The 18,018-nt window shown below is 71.2% G+C and carries 17 protein-coding genes and 1 other RNA gene; all 18 read right to left on the bottom strand.

Annotated features, from left to right (window positions below; genetic code table 11):
* Positions 1 to 53: 53 nt before the first annotated feature.
* Positions 54 to 1,466 carry a UDP-N-acetylmuramate--L-alanine ligase gene (murC, locus tag ACE3TA_RS19565; RefSeq protein WP_374576017.1) on the bottom strand — a complete coding sequence of 471 codons (1,413 nt, stop codon included), beginning with the start codon at positions 1,464 to 1,466 and terminating at the stop codon, positions 54 to 56.
* Positions 1,467 to 1,473: 7 nt separating this feature from the next.
* A complete protein-coding gene (gene murG, locus ACE3TA_RS19560; protein WP_374576016.1) occupies positions 1,474 to 2,589 on the bottom strand; it encodes an undecaprenyldiphospho-muramoylpentapeptide beta-N-acetylglucosaminyltransferase in 1,116 nt (371 codons plus the stop codon).
* 10 nt (positions 2,590 to 2,599) lie between these two features.
* Positions 2,600 to 3,772: a putative lipid II flippase FtsW gene (ftsW, locus tag ACE3TA_RS19555; protein ID WP_374576015.1), complete on the bottom strand. Its 1,173-nt coding sequence runs from the start codon at positions 3,770 to 3,772 to the stop codon at positions 2,600 to 2,602.
* Complete coding sequence (gene murD / locus ACE3TA_RS19550) at positions 3,769 to 5,184, bottom strand: UDP-N-acetylmuramoyl-L-alanine--D-glutamate ligase (protein ID WP_374576014.1); 1,416 nt, start codon at positions 5,182 to 5,184, stop codon at positions 3,769 to 3,771. The genes ftsW and murD overlap by 4 nt, the downstream gene beginning before the upstream one ends.
* Positions 5,185 to 5,199: 15 nt before the next feature.
* A complete protein-coding gene (mraY, locus tag ACE3TA_RS19545) occupies positions 5,200 to 6,309 on the bottom strand; it encodes a phospho-N-acetylmuramoyl-pentapeptide-transferase (protein WP_374576013.1) in 1,110 nt (369 codons plus the stop codon).
* The gene (gene murF / locus ACE3TA_RS19540; protein ID WP_374576012.1) at positions 6,309 to 7,706 is read right to left on the bottom strand and encodes a UDP-N-acetylmuramoyl-tripeptide--D-alanyl-D-alanine ligase; all 1,398 of its coding nucleotides are present in this window, start codon (positions 7,704 to 7,706) and stop codon (positions 6,309 to 6,311) included. Before murF ends, mraY begins: the two co-directional genes overlap by 1 nt.
* Complete coding sequence (locus ACE3TA_RS19535) at positions 7,699 to 9,156, bottom strand: UDP-N-acetylmuramoyl-L-alanyl-D-glutamate--2,6-diaminopimelate ligase (RefSeq protein WP_374576011.1); 1,458 nt, start codon at positions 9,154 to 9,156, stop codon at positions 7,699 to 7,701. The genes murF and ACE3TA_RS19535 overlap by 8 nt, the downstream gene beginning before the upstream one ends.
* On the bottom strand, positions 9,153 to 10,910 hold the full coding sequence (locus ACE3TA_RS19530) for a peptidoglycan D,D-transpeptidase FtsI family protein (protein ID WP_374576010.1): 1,758 nt from the start codon (positions 10,908 to 10,910) through the stop codon (positions 9,153 to 9,155). Before ACE3TA_RS19530 ends, ACE3TA_RS19535 begins: the two co-directional genes overlap by 4 nt.
* Positions 10,907 to 11,230: a cell division protein gene (locus tag ACE3TA_RS19525; protein WP_374576009.1), complete on the bottom strand. Its 324-nt coding sequence runs from the start codon at positions 11,228 to 11,230 to the stop codon at positions 10,907 to 10,909. Before ACE3TA_RS19525 ends, ACE3TA_RS19530 begins: the two co-directional genes overlap by 4 nt.
* A complete protein-coding gene (gene rsmH, locus ACE3TA_RS19520) occupies positions 11,227 to 12,159 on the bottom strand; it encodes a 16S rRNA (cytosine(1402)-N(4))-methyltransferase RsmH (protein ID WP_374576008.1) in 933 nt (310 codons plus the stop codon). The genes ACE3TA_RS19525 and rsmH overlap by 4 nt, the downstream gene beginning before the upstream one ends.
* Positions 12,156 to 12,626, bottom strand: a complete 471-nt coding sequence (locus tag ACE3TA_RS19515) for a division/cell wall cluster transcriptional repressor MraZ (protein WP_374576007.1) — start codon at positions 12,624 to 12,626, stop codon at positions 12,156 to 12,158. Before ACE3TA_RS19515 ends, rsmH begins: the two co-directional genes overlap by 4 nt.
* A 276-nt stretch (positions 12,627 to 12,902) precedes the next feature.
* Positions 12,903 to 13,287: RNase P RNA component class A (gene rnpB, locus ACE3TA_RS19510), an RNA gene on the bottom strand.
* Positions 13,288 to 13,321: 34 nt separating this feature from the next.
* A complete protein-coding gene (locus ACE3TA_RS19505; RefSeq protein WP_374576006.1) occupies positions 13,322 to 13,882 on the bottom strand; it encodes a GNAT family N-acetyltransferase in 561 nt (186 codons plus the stop codon).
* The gene (locus tag ACE3TA_RS19500) at positions 13,879 to 14,481 is read right to left on the bottom strand and encodes an FMN-binding negative transcriptional regulator (protein ID WP_374576005.1); all 603 of its coding nucleotides are present in this window, start codon (positions 14,479 to 14,481) and stop codon (positions 13,879 to 13,881) included. The genes ACE3TA_RS19505 and ACE3TA_RS19500 overlap by 4 nt, the downstream gene beginning before the upstream one ends.
* Positions 14,481 to 15,200, bottom strand: coding sequence for an N-acetylmuramoyl-L-alanine amidase (locus tag ACE3TA_RS19495; RefSeq protein ID WP_374576004.1), 720 nt, complete (start codon positions 15,198 to 15,200; stop codon positions 14,481 to 14,483). Before ACE3TA_RS19495 ends, ACE3TA_RS19500 begins: the two co-directional genes overlap by 1 nt.
* A gap of 6 nt (positions 15,201 to 15,206) precedes the next feature.
* On the bottom strand, positions 15,207 to 16,100 hold the full coding sequence (locus tag ACE3TA_RS19490; protein WP_374576003.1) for a DMT family transporter: 894 nt from the start codon (positions 16,098 to 16,100) through the stop codon (positions 15,207 to 15,209).
* 132 nt (positions 16,101 to 16,232) lie between these two features.
* Entirely contained in the window at positions 16,233 to 16,826 is a 594-nt protein-coding gene (locus tag ACE3TA_RS19485; protein ID WP_374576002.1) for a DUF3052 domain-containing protein, read from the bottom strand.
* Positions 16,827 to 16,831: 5 nt separating this feature from the next.
* Complete coding sequence (locus ACE3TA_RS19480) at positions 16,832 to 17,977, bottom strand: acyl-CoA dehydrogenase family protein (RefSeq protein WP_374576001.1); 1,146 nt, start codon at positions 17,975 to 17,977, stop codon at positions 16,832 to 16,834.
* Positions 17,978 to 18,018 lie beyond the last annotated feature (41 nt).

The raw sequence follows: 18,018 nt of genomic DNA, 5'->3' as shown, positions 1-18,018 counted from the left end.
CGACATGCGCTCACCTGCCCCGCCGAGAGAGGATCATTTGCAGTGAAAGCACTTCAGTCGCCCAGCGCTTCGAGCTGGCCCGGCAGGGCGTAGGCCCAGCTGGTGATGTCGCCCGCGCCCAGGCAGACGACGAGGTCGCCGGCCCTGGCCTCTTTGCGGATCAGGCCCGGCAGCGCCGCCGCGCTCTCCAGCGGCAGGGCCCGGCGGTGGCCGTAGCGGCGCAGGCCCTCCACCAGGGCGTCGCGGTTCACCCCTTCGATCGGCGCCTCGCCGGCGGCGTAGACGTCGGCCACGATCACCACGTCGGCGTCGTTGAAGCAGGAACAGAAGTCCTGGAAGAGGTCGTGCAGGCGCGTATAGCGGTGCGGCTGGACCACCGCGATCACCCGGCCGTTGGTCACCGCGCGGGCCGCCTTCAGCACCGAGGCGATCTCCACCGGGTGGTGGCCGTAGTCGTCGATCACCCGCACGCCGTTGGCGACGCCCGTCGTGGTGAAGCGGCGCTTCACCCCGCCGAAGCCGGCCAGGCCCTTGCGGATGTCATCCAGCGACACGCCCAGTTCACGGGCCACGGCGATCGCCGCCAGGGAGTTCAGCACGTTGTGCTGGCCGGCCATCGGCAGGTGCATGTCGTCCAGCCGGATCAACTCGCCGTCGTGCGGGCGGATCACCACGTCGAAGTGCGCGCCATCCGCGCCCATGGAGATCTTCTCGGCGCGGACCTCGGCCTGCGGATTGACGCCGTAGGTCACCAGCCGGCGGTTCTCCACCCGGGAGGTCATCGCCTGGACCTCGGCGTGGTCGGTGCAGACCGCGGCGAAGCCGTAGAAGGGGATGTTCTCGACGAAGTCCTGGAACGCCTTCTTCACGGCCTCGAAGTCGCCGTAGTGGTCCAGGTGCTCGGGGTCGATGTTGGTGACCACGGCCACCGTCGACTTCAGCTTCAGGAAGGTGCCGTCGCTCTCGTCGGCCTCGACGACGATCCAGTCGCCCTCGCCCACCTTGGCGTTGGTGCCATAGGCGTTGATGATCCCGCCGTTGACCACGGTCGGGTCCATGCCGCCGGCGTCCAGCAGGGTGGCGATCATCGAGGTGGTGGTGGTCTTGCCGTGGGTGCCGCCGACGGCCACCGAGAACTGCAGGCGCATCAGCTCGGCCAGCATCTCGGCGCGGCGCACCAGCGGCAGGCGCCGTTCGCGCGCGGCGACCATCTCCGGATTGTCCGGCTTCACCGCCGTGGAATAGACGACCGCATAGGCGCCCTCCACGTGGCTGGCCTCGTGGCCGATGGAGATTTTCGCGCCCAGCTTCTCCAGCCGCTCGGTGTTGGCGCTGGCCTTGGCGTCGGAGCCCTGCACCGCATAGCCGATGCGCAGCATGATCTCGGCGATGCCGCTCATGCCGATGCCGCCGATGCCGATGAAGTGCACGGGGCCGATATCGAACGGGACGGGACGGCGGTTCATGGAGGGATCAGGCTCTCGGCAGGGCTTTGGAGGTTTGGGCGGTCTTCTCGACCACGTCGGCCAGGCGTTCGGCCGCGTCGGGCTTGGCGACCGATCGCGAGGCGGCGGCCATGCGCGCCAGGCGCGTGGGATTGCTGAGCAGCTTGGCCAGCGCCCCGCTCAGGCTTTCGACGGTGAGCTGGTGCTCGCGCGCCACCTCGGCGCCGCCGGCCTCGGCGAGCAGGCGCGCGTTCTGGCCCTGGTCGTCGTCCAGCGCCACGGCCAGCGGCACCAGGATCGCCGGCTTGCCGGCCACGGCGAACTCGCACACCGAGCCGGCGCCCGAGCGGCCGATCACCAGGTGAGCGTCGCGCAGACGGCTGGCCATGTCGCGGAAGAAGGGCGCGACCTCGGCCTCGACCAGGGCGTCGCGATAGATCTTGCGGGCGATCTCCATGGATTCCGGCCGCGTCTGCTGCTGCACCTTCAGGCGCATGCGCAGCTCGTCCGGCAGGGCGCGGATCGCCTCGGGCACCAGTTCGGACAGCAGCCGCGCGCCCTGGCTGCCGCCGGTGATCAACAGGCGGATCGGCCCGTCCTCGGTCGGCGGCTCGTAGGGAACTTCGTAGAGCGCCTGGATCGCCGGGCGCACCGGATTGCCCACCACGATCGCCCGCGCCGCCACGCTCGGCGCGGCCTTCTGCAGGGTCGGGAAGGCGCAGGCGACGGTGCGCACGTAGGGGGCCAGGCGCCGGTTGGCCCGGCCCATCACCGCGTTCTGCTCATGGATCACGGTGGGCCGGCCCGACAGGATCGCCGCCACCAGGGCCGGCGCCGAGGGATAGCCGCCGAAGCCCACCACCACGGCCGGGTCGATCTCCCTGAAGGCCTTCTGCGCCTGCATCACCCCGCGGCCGATGGCCAGGCCCGCCAGGGCCATGCCCACCAGGTCGCCGCGCTTGAAGGTGCGGGCCGACAGCCCGATGCGCTGCTCGGCCGGAAAGCTCTCGGCGAAACCCGCCACACGCTCGTCCGAGGCCAGCACGATGCGCCAGCCGCGCGCGATCAGCGCCTCGGCCAGGGCCTGCGCGGGAAACAGATGGCCGCCGGTTCCCCCAGCGGCGACGACGGCGGTTCTGCCCATCGGCTGGCCTTTAAGCGAAGGAGCCGGCTTTGGCGAGGCCGTCGATCTGGGAATAGGCGCCCGGCCGGCGGCGGGTCAGCGCCAGAGCCATGCCCATGGTCAGGCCCATCGCCAGCATGGACGAGCCCCCATAGGAGATGAACGGCAAGGTCATGCCCTTGGTCGGGATCATGTTCAGGTTCACCGCCACGTTGATGAAAGCCTGCTGGCCCACCAGCACGAAGAGGCCGGACGCGGCCACCTGCTCGAACGGATCGGACAGCTTCATCGACTTGTAGAGCCCGCGGATCACCACGAAGGCGAACAGCGAGATCAGCAGCAGCGAGAACACCAGGCCGTATTCCTCGGCGCCCACCGAATAGATGAAGTCGGTGTGCAGGTCGGGCACATGGCGCTTCATCACCCCCTCGCCCGGCCCGCGGCCGAACAGGCCCCCGGCGGCGATGGCTTCGGCCGCGCGGTCCACCTGATGGGTGTCGGCCTTGTCGGGGCTTAGGAACCGGTCCACGCGGCTGGCCACGTGGGGGAACAGGAAATAGGTGCTGGAGAGCCCGGCGATCGCCGTGCCGCCCAGCAGCATCACCCAGCTCAGCGGCACGCCGGCCATCCAGAACGCCGCGCCGAAGGCCACGGTGATCAGCACGGTCTGGCCCACGTCGGGCTGGATGAGCAGCAGGCCCACCGACAGCAGGTAGAGCACGAAGGCGATGGTGACGCCCGGCACGCCCTCGCCCTTCTGGCCCTCGGCGAACATCCAGGCGACCAGAATGATCAGGGCCGGCTTCATGAACTCCGACGGCTGCAGGGTGAAGCCGCCGAACTCCAGCCAGCGCGTGGCGCCCTTGGCGTTGTGGCCGATGAACGGCAGGGCGATCATGATGCCGATCGCCACCAGGTAGATGAAGAACGCCGCGCGCTTGATCCCCTGGGTGCTCAGCATGGAGACGGCGACGACGATCACCGCCGCGCCGACGGCGAACACGCACTGGCGCACGGCGAAGTGGAAGGGATCGCCCACGTTCATCCGCGCCGCCGCGGCCGGGCTGGCGGCGAACGACATCAAGACGCCCAGCGAGATCAGCACCGCCACCGCGCCCAGCAGCCAGCGGTCGGTGGTCCACCACCACACGCCGAAGGTGGAGCGGTCGTTGCGCGAAAAGGCGTGGGCCTGCGACGGTTTCATGCCGTGGCTCCCTTGGCCGCCGGCATGGCCAGGGCCTGCACCGCGGCGCGGAACGCTTCGCCACGGGCCTCGAAGTCGGTGAACTGGTCGAACGAGGCGCAGGCCGGCGAGAGCAGCACCACCGCCTCCTCGCCCGAGGCGCGCGCGTCGGCCAGGGCCTGGGCGACGGCGGCCTCGATCGTGCCGCTCTGCACGCTCGGCGCGCGGCCTTCCAGCGTACGGGCGAAGGCCGGCGCGGCCTCGCCCACCAGATAGGCCTTCTCGACGCGGCCGAAGAGATCGACCAGGTCGTCGATGCCGCCGTCCTTGGCCCGGCCGCCGGCGATCCAATAGACCTTCGGATAGCTCGACAGCGCCTGGCGGGCGGCGTCGGCGTTGGTCGCCTTGGAGTCGTTGATGAAGCGCACACGGCCGATCTGACCCACCATCTCCATGCGGTGCGCCAGGCCTGGGAAGGTCAGCAGGCCGTCGGCCGCCTCCTCGGGCGACAGGCCGATGCCGCGCGCCGCGGCGTAGGCGGCCGCGGCGTTCTGCCAGTTGTGGCGGCCCGGCAGCGAGCGCGCCTGCAGAAGGTCGGCGACCTCCACCGCCCGCTCGCCGGTGGCGTCGTAGAGCAGGCCTTGCAGGGCGTAGACGCCGCGGCCGATCGCCTTGCTGGCCGAGATCGGCACGATGGTGCGGCGGTTGGCGGCGGTGATCTCGGTGCAGATCTGCTGGCCCCAGGGATCGTCCACGCCGATCACGGCGGTGTCGCCCTTGCCCTGGTTCAGAAGGATCCGGCGCTTGGCCGTGACATAGCCGTCCATGCCGCCGTGGCGGTCCAGGTGGTCCGGCGAGATGTTGAGCAGGATGGCGACGTCCGGCTTCAGGCTCGAGGTCAGGTCGAGCTGGTAGGACGACAGCTCCAGCACGTAGACCGCCCCGCCGTGCATGTCGTCCAGGCCGAGCACGCCGAAGCCGATGTTGCCGCCGATGCGCGCGTCGCGGCCGGCCGCGGCGCAGACGTGACCGATCAGGGCCGTGGTGGTCGACTTGCCGTTGGTGCCGGTGACCGCGATCACCTTGGGCCGCTTGTGCTCGGGCGCGGCGTTCACGGTGCGGGCGAAGAGCTCGATGTCGCCGAGGATCTCGACCCCGGCGGCCTTGGCCCGCTCGACGGTCCAGTGCGGCTTGGGATGGGTCAGCGGCACGCCCGGCGACAGCATCAGGGCGGCGAACTCGGACCAGTCGGCGGCCTCAAGGTCCACCAGCGGCAGGCCCTCGGCCTCGGCGGCGGCGCGGGCGGCCGGCTTTTCGTCCCAGAGCGCGACCTTGGCGCCGCCGGCCACCAGCGCGTGCGCGGCGGTCAGGCCCGTGCGGGCCAGGCCGAACACGGCGACCGTCTTGCCTTCGAATCCGCGGACCGGGATCATGCGCGCGCCGCCCCCCTACCGCAGCTTCAGGGTGGCGAGGCCGAGCATCGCCAGCATCACCGCGATGATCCAGAAGCGGATCACCACGGTGGACTCGGACCAGCCCAGCTTCTCGAAGTGGTGGTGGATCGGCGCCATGCGGAACACCCGCTTGCCGGTCAGCTTGAACGAGGCCACCTGGATCATCACCGACAGGGTCTCCAAGACGAAGAGACCGCCGATGATGCCCAGCACGATCTCATGCTTGGTGGCCACGGCCACCGCGCCCAGCGCCCCGCCCAGGGCCAGGGCGCCGGTGTCGCCCATGAAGATCTTGGCCGGCGGGGCGTTGTACCAGAGAAAGCCCAGGCCCGCCCCGATCATGGACCCGCAGAACACCGCCACCTCGCCCACGCCGGGCACGAAGTGGAGTTGCAGGTACTGGGCGAAGACGAAGTTGCCGACCAGGTAGGCGATGAAGCCGAACGCCGCCGAGGCGATCATCACCGGCACGATGGCCAGGCCATCCAGGCCGTCGGTGAAGTTCACCGCATTGGCCCCGCCGACGATCACGAAGGCGGCGAAGGCCAGGTAGAACCAGCCCAGATTGATCAGCAGCTCCTTGAACACCGGGAAGGCGACCGAGGTGGACAGGTTCGGCGCCTCGGGCGGCCGCGCGCCCCACAGCACCAGCATGGTCACCGCAGCCACGGCGATCAGCGCCTCCAGGAACAGCCGCGCGCGCCCGGAGATGCCGGCCGTGGTCTGCTTGGTCACCTTGGCGTAGTCGTCCAGGAAGCCCAGCAGGCCGTAGCCCAGGGTGACCAGCAGCACGGCCCAGACGTAGATGTTGGTCAGGTCGGCCCACAAGAGCGTGCCTACCGACACGCCCGCCAGGATCATCACCCCGCCCATGGTCGGCGTGCCGGCCTTCTCGACCACGTGGCGCTCGATGCCCTCGGCGCGGATCGGCTGGCCCTTGCCCTGCTTGGCCTGCATCCAGCGGATGAAGCGCGAGCCCATCATCACCACCACGAGTTGGGCGGTGAAGATCGCCAGTCCCGTGCGGAAGGTGATGTATTTCAATACGTTGAGGATCGGGACATGCCCGCCGGCGGCAGCCTGCTCGTACAGCCAGTAGAACATCAGGCAGTCTCCCCCGACACGGCGTCGACCTCGACCAGGGCGGCCGCCACCGCCCCGGCCTTCGAGCCGTTGGACCCCTTCACCATCACCACATCGCCTGGCTCTACGGCCCGGACGACCTGAGGCGCGAGGGCCTCAGCGGTCTCGGCGTAGCCGCCCCGACGAGTCGACGGAAGGGCGTCCCAGAGGGATTTCATCATCGGCCCGGCGCAGAATACGAGATCGACGCCGGCCTCGGCCAAAGGCCCCGCCAGGGCCGCGTGGAAGGCGGGCGCGTCCTGGCCAAGCTCGAGCATGTCGGTGAGCGCGACGATACGCCGCCCCTTGGTCCGCCGCGCGCCGAGCGAGGCGAAGGCCGCGCCCATCGACACCGGATTGGCGTTGTAGCTCTCGTCGATCAGCGTGAAGGCGCCGCCGGCCAGGCGCACTTGGCGCTCGGCCCCGCGGCCGGCCAGGGGCTCGAAGGCGCCGAGGGCGGCCACCGCGTCGGCGCGGCTCACCTCCAGGGCCTCCAGCATCAGCAGCACGGCCATGCTGTTCGGCCCCCAGTGGAAGCCGGTCTGCAGGATCGGAAACTCCAAGGGCTCGCCATGCAGGCGCGCGCTCACCACCGCGCGGCCCTCGGCGACGCGGAAATCCGTCAGCCGCGCGTCGCACCCCTCGCCCGTCCCGAAGCTCGCCACCCGCGCGCCCGCCTTCTCGGCCTCGGCCTTCAACAGGTCGAACCATGCGTTGTCGGCGTTGAGGATCGCCAGGCCGCCGGGCGTCAGCCCTTCGAAGATCTCGGCCTTGGCCAGGGCCACGCCCCGCTCGCCCTCGGCGAAGTTCTCCACGTGCACCGGGCCCACGGTGGTGATCACCGCCACGTGCGGCCGGACCATGCGCGAGAGGGGCCGGATCTCATCGGCGTGGTTCATGCCGATCTCGAACACCGCCCGCTCGGTGTCGCGGGGCATCCGCGCCAGGGTGAGCGGCACGCCGATGTGGTTGTTGTAGGACTTGACCGAGCTGTGGCCGCGGCCGGCGCGCAGCAGGCCCGCCCGCACCGCCTGGGTGACGCTGGTCTTGCCCACCGAGCCGGTCACCGCGCCGCGGCGCGCCTGCGGCGCCCGCTCGCGGGCGGCCACGCCCATCGCCTCCAGGGCCTTCAGCGTGTCGGGCGCGACGACGGCGGGGGCGTCCACCGGCCGGGCGGCCAGCACGCCCGCCGCGCCCTTGGCCAGGGCCTGGCCGACGAACTCGTGGCCGTCGCGCGCGCCGGCCAGGGCGACGAAGAGGTCGCCGGGCTCGATCGTGCGCGTGTCGATGGACACGCCCGAAACGGCGAACGCCCCGCCGGACACGGCGCCGCCAGTGGCCTGGGCGATCTCCTCGGAGGTCCAGAGCGGCTCAGCCATGGGCCGCCTCCAGCGCCGCGGCCACCTCGGCCACGTCGTCGAAGGGATGGGTGACGCCGGCGATGATCTGGCCCTGCTCGTGGCCCTTGCCGGCCACCACCAGCACGTCGCCTTCGGAAAGCTCGGCGACGCCCGCGCCGATCGCCTCGCGGCGGTCGCCCACCTCGCGCGCGCCGGGCGCGCCGGCCAGCACCTCGGCGCGGATCGCGGCCGGATCCTCGCTGCGGGGATTGTCGTCGGTCACGATGGCCTCGTCCGCCAAGTTCGCCGCCGCCGCGCCCATCAGCGGGCGCTTGGCCCGGTCGCGGTCGCCGCCGGCGCCGAACACCACGATCAGCCGCCCGGCCACGTGCGGGCGCAGCGCCTTCAGCACCGTCTCCAGGCCGTCCGGGGTGTGGGCGTAGTCGACATAGGCCTCGCCGCCCCGGGGGCCGCGCCCCACGCGCTGCAGCCGGCCCGGCGCGCCCTGCAGCGTCGCCAGGGCCGAGACCACGTCATCGATCCCGACGCCGGCCGCCAGGCAAAGGCCGGCCGCGACCAGGGCGTTGCCGGCCTGGAACGCCCCGGCCAGGGGCAGTTCGACCTCGAACGAACGGCGGTCGTAGGCCAGGGTGAGGCGCTGGCCGCGCGGCGTCATCGCCCGTTCGGCGAGGCGCAGCCCCTGCCCGGCCGTCCCGACGGAAAAGACGGTCTGGCCGGCCTGGACCGCGGCGGCGGCGAAGGCCGGAAAGGCGTCGGAATCGGCGTTCAGCACGGCGGTCCCGCCGCGCGGCAGGAGCGTCTCGAACAGGCGCAGCTTGGCCTTGCGGTAGTTGGCCATATCGCCGTGATAGTCCAGGTGGTCCTGGGTGAGGTTCAGGAAGCCGGCGGCGGCCAGCTTCACCCCGTCCAGGCGGCGCTGGTCGATGCCGTGGGACGAGGCCTCCAGCGCCAGGCGCTCCACCCCGAGGTCCTTCAAGGCGGCCAGCAGCGCGGCCACGTCGCCGGCGTCCGGCGTGGTCAGGCCGGGGGGCGTGAGCTGGTCGTCGAAGCCGTCCGGCCCGGTGGCGCGTACGCCGAGCGTGCCCATGCTGGCGGCCCGCAGGCCCGCGTGGTTGAAGATCTGCCGGCAGAAGGCGGCGACCGAGGTCTTGCCGTTGGTGCCGGTCACCGCCACGCAGGTGTCGGGCTGGCGCCCGTGCAGGGCGGCCGCGGCCAGGGCGTAGAGCCGGCGCGGATCGCGCGTGCGGATCAGCGGCGCGGCAAGCTCGGCGGTGTCCTCGGCGGCGATCACCGCCGCGGCCCCGGCCGCCAGGGCGGCGGGGATGAAGTCGCGGCCGTCCACCTTGGTCCCCGGCAGGGCGGCGAACAGCACGCCGGGACCGGCCTTGCGGCTGTCGGCGGTGACCGCCGCGATCATCGGATCGACCGTCAGGTCGCGCCGGACCAGGGATGAGAGCAGCGCGCTCACAGCCCCTCCCCGATGGTCGCCGGGTCGGCCTGGGCGGTGATCAGCTTCGGTTCGTACCTGCGCGGCACGCCCAGGAACGGGGCGATGCGGTTGATCACCCGGCCGACGCCCGGCGCGGCCACCCAGCCGCCGGTCGAAAAGCCGTAGGTCGCGGAGTCGCCGTGCGGCTCGTCCAGCAGGATCATGACGAAGTAGCGCGGCGCGTCGACCGACCCGTCGGTCGGGAACGTGGCGGCGAAGGAGGAGACCTGCTTGTCGTGGCTGTAGCCGCGGATCGAGGGTTCGTACTTCTCGCCGGTGCCGGTCTTGCCGCCGACGGACAGGCCCGGCACGTTGGCGCTCTTGCCGCTGCCGCCGGTGACGTTGGCGCGCATGATCTGCAGCATTTCCGCCGAGGTCCTCTCGGAGACCACGCGCGGGCCGTCCGGACGATCGCCGGGAGCCAGCTTGCGGATGGTCAGCGGCACCAGCGTGCCGCCGTTGAGAAGCGCGCCCATGGCCCGCGCCACGGCCAACGGGCTCACGGCGATGCCGTGGCCGAACGAGGTGGAGGCCACCGCATCCATGTCCCACTTCTTCGGCGTCAGCGGATAGGCCGACTCCTCCAGCTCCACCTTGGCCGGCTTGGTCAGGCCCAGCGCCTCGAAATAGCTGCTCAGGCGGTCGCCGCCGATCGACTCGGCGAGCTTGGCCGTGCCGATGTTCGAGGAGTGCTGGAAGACCTCGACCAGGGTCAGGATCTTATGGGTGGCGTGGTAGTCGTGAATGGTGCGGTAGCCGAGCTGGTAGGGCTGACGCGCGTCGAAGGTGGAGTTGGGCGTGGCCACGCCCGTATCCAGGCCGATCGCCACGGTGAAGGCCTTGAAGGTGGAGCCCATCTCGTAGACCGAGGCTGCGGCGCGATCGAGGCGATCGGCGTCGCTGAAGTCCCCCGGCCGGTTCGGGTCGAAGTCCGGATAGCTGGCCAGGCCCAGGATCTCGCCGGTGTGGACGTTGGTCACGATGCCCACGGCGCCCTTGGGATGGAACTCCAGGGCGGCCTTGCGCACCTCGTCCTCCAGGGCCGCCTGGACGCGCAGGTCGATGGACAGCGCCACCGGCTGATGGTTGGCGACGGCGCCGCGGATGGTGTCGTTCAGCGCCAGTTCCGCGCCGGCCAAGCCCTGGCCGCCGGTGTCGGCGAAGCCCAGCAGGTGCGAGGCGGTGTGGCCCAGCGGATAGACCCGCCGCTGCTCGGGATCGAAGATCACGCCGGGCAGGCCGAGCTCGTGCACGCCGGCCTTCTGCGCCGGGGTCAGCCCGCCGATCACGTACATCCGCCGCCCGTAGTGCAGGGCCTTCTCCAGGCGCTGCGGCGACACCTCCGGCAGGGCGCGGCGGATCGAACGGCGGGTCTCGTCCACGTCCCAGACTTCGCTGGAGTCGATGTAGAGGCCGTAGTGCGGCAGGTCGGCGGCCAGCAGCTCGCCGTTGCGGTCGACGATGTCGGCCCGCGCGGTCCCGCCGCCCGCCCAGGCGGCGCCGCTGCGGCCGGCGTCGGCGAACAGGGCCGCGCGCGTCGCCCCCACCGCCAGGGTCAGGAAGCCGGCCGCGAACAGGGCGGCGACGAAGAAGATGCGGATGCGCGTGTCGTCCTCGGCCTTGCCGGCGGCCCGCGCCCGCTCGAAGGCGTGCTCGATGCGCCACAAATGCGAAGACACCCAGCGCAGGCCGGGCGGAGAGACGCCTCCAAGACCGGAATGATGCAGGCTCATGGTTTGGCCTCGCTCTCGGCGATCTCGGTGAGCCCGGCGGGCGTCGTTTCCTGCTTGGCCTGCACCGGCTCCATGTGCAGGTAGGTCGTCGCCAGCCGCTCGATGCGCGAGGGCTCCTCCAGGTGCGCCACCTCGGCCTGCATCAGGCGGATGCGCGTCTTCTCCAGGTGGATCTGCTGCTCGACGCTGGCGATCTCGGCGCGTTCCTTGCCGGCCACCGTCTTGGCCAGGTAGACGCCCAGCACCAGGGCGATCAGCAGGGCCGCGGCGATCACGTCGATCAGCCGGAAGCCCCGGATTTTCGCATTCAGCACGCTCACGCCGCCGCCCTCCACACAGGGGCGGCCGTGCGCACCGCCGCCCTCAGCTTGGCCGACCTGGCGCGCGGGTTGGCCTCGATCTCTTCCTCGGAGGCCGAGCGCGCGCCGTTGAACAGAAGCTCGAAGCTGGGCGCCGCGCCGGCCTCGGCCGGCGGCAGGTGCCGCGAGCCCGCCGGGGTGCGCCCGGCCCGCGCCGCCAGGAAGCCCTTGACGATCCGGTCCTCGAGCGAATGGAAGGTCACCACCGCCAGGCGCCCGTCGGCCTTCAGCACCCGCTCGGCGGCGGCGAGGCCCGCCTCCAGCTCGCTCAGTTCCTCGTTGACCGCGATGCGCAGGCCCTGGAAGCAGCGGGTGGCCGGATGCACCTTGGCCCCGCGCCGCCCGCCCAGGGCGCGCTCGATCACTTCGGCCAGGTCCAGGGTGCGCTCGAAGCGGGCTTCGGTCCGCCGGCGCACGATCGCGGCGGCCACCCGGCGCGACTGACGCTCCTCGCCGTAGACGAAGAAGATGCGGGCGAGTTCGGCGGCGTCGGCTGTGTTGACGATGTCGGCGGCGGTCGGCCCGTCGGCGCCCATGCGCATGTCCAGCGGCCCGTCGCGCATGAAGGAGAAGCCGCGCTCGGCCTCGTCGAGCTGCATGGACGAGACGCCCAGGTCCAGAGCCACGCCGTCGGCCGCGCCCTCGCCCAGCTCGGCGTCCATCTGCGAGAACCGCGCCTCGACCAGGCGGAAGCGCGCAGCCTCCAGCCCCTCGGCGAACCGCCGCGCCGTCGGATCGCGGTCGAAGGCCACCACGTCCGCTCCGGCCGCCAGGAAGGCGCGGGTGTAGCCGCCGGCGCCGAAGGTGCCGTCGATGATCAGCTTGCCGGGGGCGGGTTCCAGCGCGCGGACCACGTCACCCAGCAGCACCGAGACATGGGGCTCGCTCACGCCGCGCCTCCCGCCGCGCGGGCGGCGCGCTGCTGGGCGCGAAGCTGGGCCAGCCCCTCGCGGGCGGCCTCGCGCTGGGCGGCGCGATGCGCCTGGAAGGCCTCGCGCTCCCAGATCTGGAACCGCTCCCCCAGGCCGACGATCACCACCCAGTCGGTCAGGCCGAACATCTCGCACAGGGTCTCCGGCAGGGTGATGCGGCCGGCGGTGTCGAACGACAACTTGGCCATGCCGCCCAGCACCGAAGTCTCCAGCGCCGTGCGCAGGGGATCGCCGAAATCCAGCTCCTCGATCACCCCGCCGTAGCGGTCGAACAGGGCCTTGCCGCCGCCCTCGATACAGTCGGATTCGATGGAAGGGAAACAGAAGACGCCGTCGAAGGGGCCGGACACGGCGGCGCGGAAATCCTGCGGCACGACCAGGCGCCGTTTGGAGTCCAGCTGCTTTTCGAAGGTCGAGAGAAACATCTCGCCCCAACCCCTGTTTGCGGCCCCGCCATCGGCCGCCGGTCCCTTCACCCCGACGTCGTCGCCAGCGCCCCCACGGGCGACGGATCGGCTTGGTTAGCGAATGGTGTTTGGGTTAACACGGGACGAATTGGGACACAATGACTCTCAGCGCCATTTTGGGACAAATACCTAGATGTCGCAGCGAGTTATGGTTAACGCCCATAAATATTCCACAGAACATACATCGAACACGCCAAGTATAGCGGCGCGGCGTTCGTCCGTGCGGGGATGGAAGGGATCAGACGGCCTGTAAGCCGGGTTCTGTGCCGCCGGCGAGCGCCGGCGCGGCGATCATTCCTCTGGACCGCCCATTGCTGGACGGTTCTCGCGACCTACCCGGGCGCCTCGGGCCTACGACAGCCCTGCCGGCCGAAGCCGGCGCAGCGCCCCTATTCGGTCTTGCTCCTGGCGGGGCTTGCCATGCCGTCTCCATTGCTGGAGCCGCGGTGCGCTCTTACCGCACCCTTTCACCCTTGCCCGCGCCGAGGCGCAGGCGGTTTGCTTTCTGTGGCGCTATCCCTGGGGTCGCCCCCGGCGGGCGTTACCCGCCGCCATGTCGAAGTGGAGCCCGGACTTTCCTCCCCCGCCTTGCGGCGAGAGCGACCGCCCGGCCGTCTGATCCGCGCGGAAAGTGGGGCCGAAGGCCGCCGGCGTCAATCTGCCCGCTGATCGATCCGGGCGTAGATGAACTGGTCCCAGAAGCGGCCTTTCCAGAAGCCGTGGTCGCGCAGTTGCCCCTCGCGGGCGAAGCCGTGCCGCTCCAAGAGCCGGCAGGAGGCCGCGTTGCCCGGCGTGACGAACGCCTCCAGCCGCCTCAGCTCCAGCCCGTCGAAGCCGATGCCCACCAGCTCGGGCAGGATCTCGCTCATCACGCCCTTGCCCCAATAGGCCCGCGCCAGGTCGTAGGCCACCTCGCCGCGCCGGCCGCGCTCCAGCTCCAGGGTGTTGAAGCCGCAGGTGCCGATCAGCGGCCCGCCGCCCTCCGGCCGGATCGACCAGCGCGCGCCAAGGCCCTCTCGCCGCCGCGACTGGGCCCAGTCGATGACGCCGTAGGCCTCCTCCAGATCCTCCAGCGGATCGATGTCCATGAACTCCACCACCGCCGGATCGCCGAACAGCGCCAGCAGCTCCGGCGCGTCGGTCCGTTCCAGCGGCCGCATGACGAACCGCTCGGTGCGCCACTCCAAGGGATCGCGGGTGAGTTCCAGGCTCACGACGGCTCCTCCATCAGCCCGCCGATCGGGCGGCCGGCCAGGGCGCGGACGACGCCGGCGCGGTCTTCGGCCGACTTGTTCTGCGAGAGCTTGAAGGTGCCTTCCAGCCGCTCGACGGCGAGCCGGGCGCCGACGATCCCTTTCAGCATCGCCTCGAAGCGGCCCGGGCTCATCTTGCCGCGCGTCCAGGCAGGTTTCGGCTTGAGCCGGGCCTCCTCCTGGGCCGACAGGTCGTCGAGGAGCCGGATGGTCGCCTCTTCGTCCAGCGGCGCGACGGGGCCCTCAGCCTCCACGGCGACGTAGTTCCAGGTGGGGACCTGGTCGGCCGAGGCGTACCAGTCGGGGCTGACGTAGGCTTCCGGCCCGAGGCTCGCGACCACGGCGGCGAAGCCCTGCGCCACATGGCCGGCCAGGGCGTTGTTGCGGGACAGGTGGAAGTCCAGCGCCAGGCCCTCGGGCAGGTCGCGCACGACCAGCGGGGCGTGGGCCAGCAGCGGGCGTCCCTGCGGCGCGGCGGCCAGGGTGACGAACGGCCGCTCGGCCAGGAACGCCAAGAGCGCGGCCCGGTCCTCGATCCTGAACGCCGCCGCCGGATGCATCAGGCCGCCGCCCGCAACAGCGCGATCAGCCGCGCGCGGGTCTCGCCGTCGGCGATCCCGTCCACCCGCTCCTGGCGCCAGTGGCGCTGGAAGGCGCGGACCACCGCGGCGGTGTGCGCGTCGTACTGGCCGGACGGCGCGCTGTCGTAGCCCAGCCGCGTCAGGCCCGCCTGCAGGGCGAAGACGCCGGCGCCTTCGGCCCCCTCCCCCAGCGGCTCGCCGGGCGCTGGCGGCGGCTCGGCCCACAGGCCGTGGCCGGCCTCGGCCAGGCGCTTCCAGGGAAAGAGCTCGCCCGGGTCCTCCTTGCGCTCGGGCGCGACGTCGGCGTGGCCGACGATCCGCGCGTCGTCCACGCTCCAGCGGGAGCGGATGTCGCCCACCAGCGCGATCACCGAGGCGATCTGGGCGTCGGGAAAGGGCCGGTAGCCGAACTCGTGCCCCGGATTGACGATCTCCACCCCCACCGAGGCGGCGTTGACGTCGGTGACGCCCTTCCAGAACGAGCGGCCGGCGTGCCAGGCGCGCCGCTCTTCGGGCACCAGGCGGAAGACGCGCCCGTCCTCCTCGACCATGTAGTGGGCCGAGACCTTCGCCTCGGGGTCGCGCAGGCGCTCCAGCGCCTCCTCGCCCGTGCGCATGCCGGTGTAGTGCAGGACGATGATGTCCGGCGGGCTGGTGCGGGCGTCGAAGTTCGGCGAGGGCGCGTCGATGAAGTCCATGACCGGTTATTGCACGCGGTTTCGCACGGCGAGCAACAGCGGCATCACCTGGTTGGGCCGCAGCGCGATGATCAGCACGCCGCTGAGCGCCACCAGCGCGCCCACCGCCATGCGCCAGCCGAACGGGTCATGGGTGATCAGGACGCCGAGGCCGATGGTGGCCAGCGGCGTGATCAGGGTGAGCGGGGCGATCAGGTTGGCCTCGTGGCGCTGGATCAGGCCGTAGTAGGTGGTGTGGCCGAGCACCGAGACCACCAGGGCCGAGAACAGCACCGCCGCGACGAAGGGCCAGCCCGCGCCGAGGGCGGCCTGCACCTGTCCGGGCTCGAGCAGCGCCGAGGCCAGCGCCAGCGGCGGGAACGAGGAGACCCCCACCCACGCCTGGAACTGCAAGGGCTTCACGCCCTCCATCTGCTTCATCATCACCGCGCCGAGGGCGCCGAAGAAGCCCGAGATGACGATGTAGATCAGCCCGCCCGACAGCTTCAGACCTTCGGGATTCCACATCACGCAGAGCACGCCGGCGAAGGTCAGGGCGATGCCCAGGCCGCGGCGCCAGCGCACCCGCTCACCCAGCATCAGCACCGACAGGATGGTGGTCATCGGCACGCCGAGCTGCATGACCACGGCGGCGGCGGAGGGCGTAGAGGCCTTCAGGCCCATGAAGGTGAAGGCGAAGCTGGCGCCGCCCATCAGGAGCGATACGACGATCAGCCGCCAGCGCGGCCGGGGCATCGGCCGCAGCCAGGGGAACACCACCGCGGCCACCACGGCGAAGCGCACCGCCGCATAGAACAAGGGCGGCACGTCCATGACGCTGACCACGAACTTGCTGATGATGTTGTTCGACGCCCACACCAGGCAGACGAGAACGATCAGGGCGAAGTCGCGGAGCGGCATGGGCGCCTTAAGCCCGGTTCCAACAAGCTCCGCAAGCGGCCCCGGCGGCCGGTCGACGATTCTTCCGCGAACATGCGCCGCCGACACAACGGGAGGGCCGCCCGGTTCCCGAGACGGCGGCGTCGCCCCGCCTCAACTGCGGCGGCGGGTGAAGCGCAGCGCCGTCAGGGTGTCGGAAAAGGCGCAGACCTTGTTGTCCACCAAGCCATGGGCCTTGGCCGCGGCCATGACCTCCACGTCCTTGATGGTGGCGGCCTTGCCCTTGCGCGAGACCACCCACATCGCCCCGCTCGGCGCGAGGGCCGGGGCCAGCTGGCCGATCCGCGCCAGGGCGGCCGCGTCGTCAGCGCCGTAGAAGAGGATGTCCAGGCCCGAAAGGTCGTGCGCCAGCACGGCGCCGCGCCCGGCGACCTCGCCGGCGATGCCGGCGTCGTCCACGCCCAGGATCGCCACCCGCTGGCCGGGCTTGACGCCCAGCTTGTCGAGCCGGCTCTTCGGATGAAGGATCGCCTGGGCCCAGCTCTCCGCGGCTTTTGCGCCGAGACCGAAGCGCGAACCGTCGGCCAGCACCAGATCCCCGCCCTCGGCGCGCACGCCGGCCAGGGCGGCGGCGTCGAACACCCGTCGCGCCGCGCCGCGGAAGATCAGCTTCGGGGGCTCGTATTGCAGGCGGCCCTCGTCCGCGCCGTCCGCCAGGACCGCACGGACGTGGGCCTCCTTGCCCATCCCGCCTAGGCGGCCTTGCCCAGCGACAGGCCCTCGTAGCGGGCCAGGTGGTGGTCGGTCGAGCCGAACGCGCTCTCGATCATGGTCGCGCGCTTGAAGTAGTGGCCGATGGCCATTTCGTCGGTCATGCCCATGCCGCCGTGGAGCTGGATGGCGTTCTGGCCGACGAACTTGCAGGCCTTGCCGATCTGCACCTTGGCCGCCGAGGCGCCCTTGGCCCGCTCGATGTCGCTGTCGCCAAGCTTGATCGTGGCCATGTAGGTCATCGAGATCGACTGCTCCATCTGGATGAACATGTCGACCATGCGGTGCTGCAGCACCTGGAAGCTGGAAATCGGCACGCCGAACTGCTTGCGCTGCTTGGTGTATTCCAGGGTGCCTTCATGCAGCTTGCGAAGCACGCCGCAGGCTTCGGCGCAGGTGGCCACGACGGCCTCGTCGAGCACCTTCTCCACCAGCGGCAGGCCCTGGCCTTCGGAGCCGATCAGGGCGTCGGCGCCCAGGGCGACGTTCTCGAAGGTCACTTCCGAGGCGCGCAGGCCGTCGACGGTGGGATAGTCGCGCGTGATCACGCCCTTGGCCGACTTGTCGACCAGGAACACCGACACGCCCTGGGCCTCGCGCTGGCCGCCGCCGGTGCGGGCGGTCACCACCAGATGGGTCGCCCACGGCGCGCCGATCACCACGGCCTTGGCGCCGTTCAGCACATAGCCGGCGCCGTCCTTCTTGGCGGTGGTCTTCAGGTCCTGCCAGGTGTAGCGGGCCTGCGGCTCGGCGAAGGCGAAGGCGATGGTCATCTCGCCGCCGATGATCTTGCCGATCACGTCGGCCGCGCCGGCGTAGTCGGAGTGCTTCATGAAGCCGCCGCCGATCACCACGGTGCCGAGATAGGGCTCGACCACCAGGGCTTTGCCGAACTCCTCCATGACCACCATGTTCTCGATCGGGCCGCCGCCCAGGCCGCCCAGCTCTTCCGAGAACGAGGCGCCCAGGATGCCGAGCTCATCGGCGAAGGCCTTCCAGACCTCGGGTCGCCAGCCGGCGTCGCTGGCCACCGCCGCGCGGCGGGCGTCGAAGCCGTAGTTGTCGGTCAGATAGGCCGCGACCGTGTCGCGCAGCATCGACTGTTCTTCGGTGAAGCTGAAATCCACTGTTCTTGTCTCCTCCTGGCCGCGCGCCCTTGCGGGCCGGG

The sequence above is a fragment of the Phenylobacterium sp. genome, assembly GCF_041916435.1.
Lineage (GTDB): Bacteria > Pseudomonadota > Alphaproteobacteria > Caulobacterales > Caulobacteraceae > Phenylobacterium.
Note: the sequence above shows the minus strand (reverse complement) of the source record. Positions and strands in the feature narration are given on the sequence as shown.

What these genes read in the sequence shown, in the direction of transcription:
- murC (WP_374576017.1), bottom strand. Translation starts at nt 1,466, where the DNA reads ATGAACCGCCGTCCCGTCCCGTTCGATATCGGCCCCGTGCACTTCATC.
- murG (WP_374576016.1), bottom strand. Translation starts at nt 2,589, where the DNA reads ATGGGCAGAACCGCCGTCGTCGCCGCTGGGGGAACCGGCGGCCATCTG.
- ftsW (WP_374576015.1), bottom strand. Translation starts at nt 3,772, where the DNA reads ATGAAACCGTCGCAGGCCCACGCCTTTTCGCGCAACGACCGCTCCACC.
- murD (WP_374576014.1), bottom strand. Translation starts at nt 5,184, where the DNA reads ATGATCCCGGTCCGCGGATTCGAAGGCAAGACGGTCGCCGTGTTCGGC.
- mraY (WP_374576013.1), bottom strand. Translation starts at nt 6,309, where the DNA reads ATGTTCTACTGGCTGTACGAGCAGGCTGCCGCCGGCGGGCATGTCCCG.
- murF (WP_374576012.1), bottom strand. Translation starts at nt 7,706, where the DNA reads ATGGCTGAGCCGCTCTGGACCTCCGAGGAGATCGCCCAGGCCACTGGC.
- ACE3TA_RS19530 (WP_374576010.1), bottom strand. Translation starts at nt 10,910, where the DNA reads ATGAGCCTGCATCATTCCGGTCTTGGAGGCGTCTCTCCGCCCGGCCTG.
- ACE3TA_RS19515 (WP_374576007.1), bottom strand. Translation starts at nt 12,626, where the DNA reads ATGTTTCTCTCGACCTTCGAAAAGCAGCTGGACTCCAAACGGCGCCTG.
- ACE3TA_RS19500 (WP_374576005.1), bottom strand. Translation starts at nt 14,481, where the DNA reads ATGCATCCGGCGGCGGCGTTCAGGATCGAGGACCGGGCCGCGCTCTTG.
- ACE3TA_RS19495 (WP_374576004.1), bottom strand. Translation starts at nt 15,200, where the DNA reads ATGGACTTCATCGACGCGCCCTCGCCGAACTTCGACGCCCGCACCAGC.
- ACE3TA_RS19490 (WP_374576003.1), bottom strand. Translation starts at nt 16,100, where the DNA reads ATGCCGCTCCGCGACTTCGCCCTGATCGTTCTCGTCTGCCTGGTGTGG.
- ACE3TA_RS19485 (WP_374576002.1), bottom strand. Translation starts at nt 16,826, where the DNA reads ATGGGCAAGGAGGCCCACGTCCGTGCGGTCCTGGCGGACGGCGCGGAC.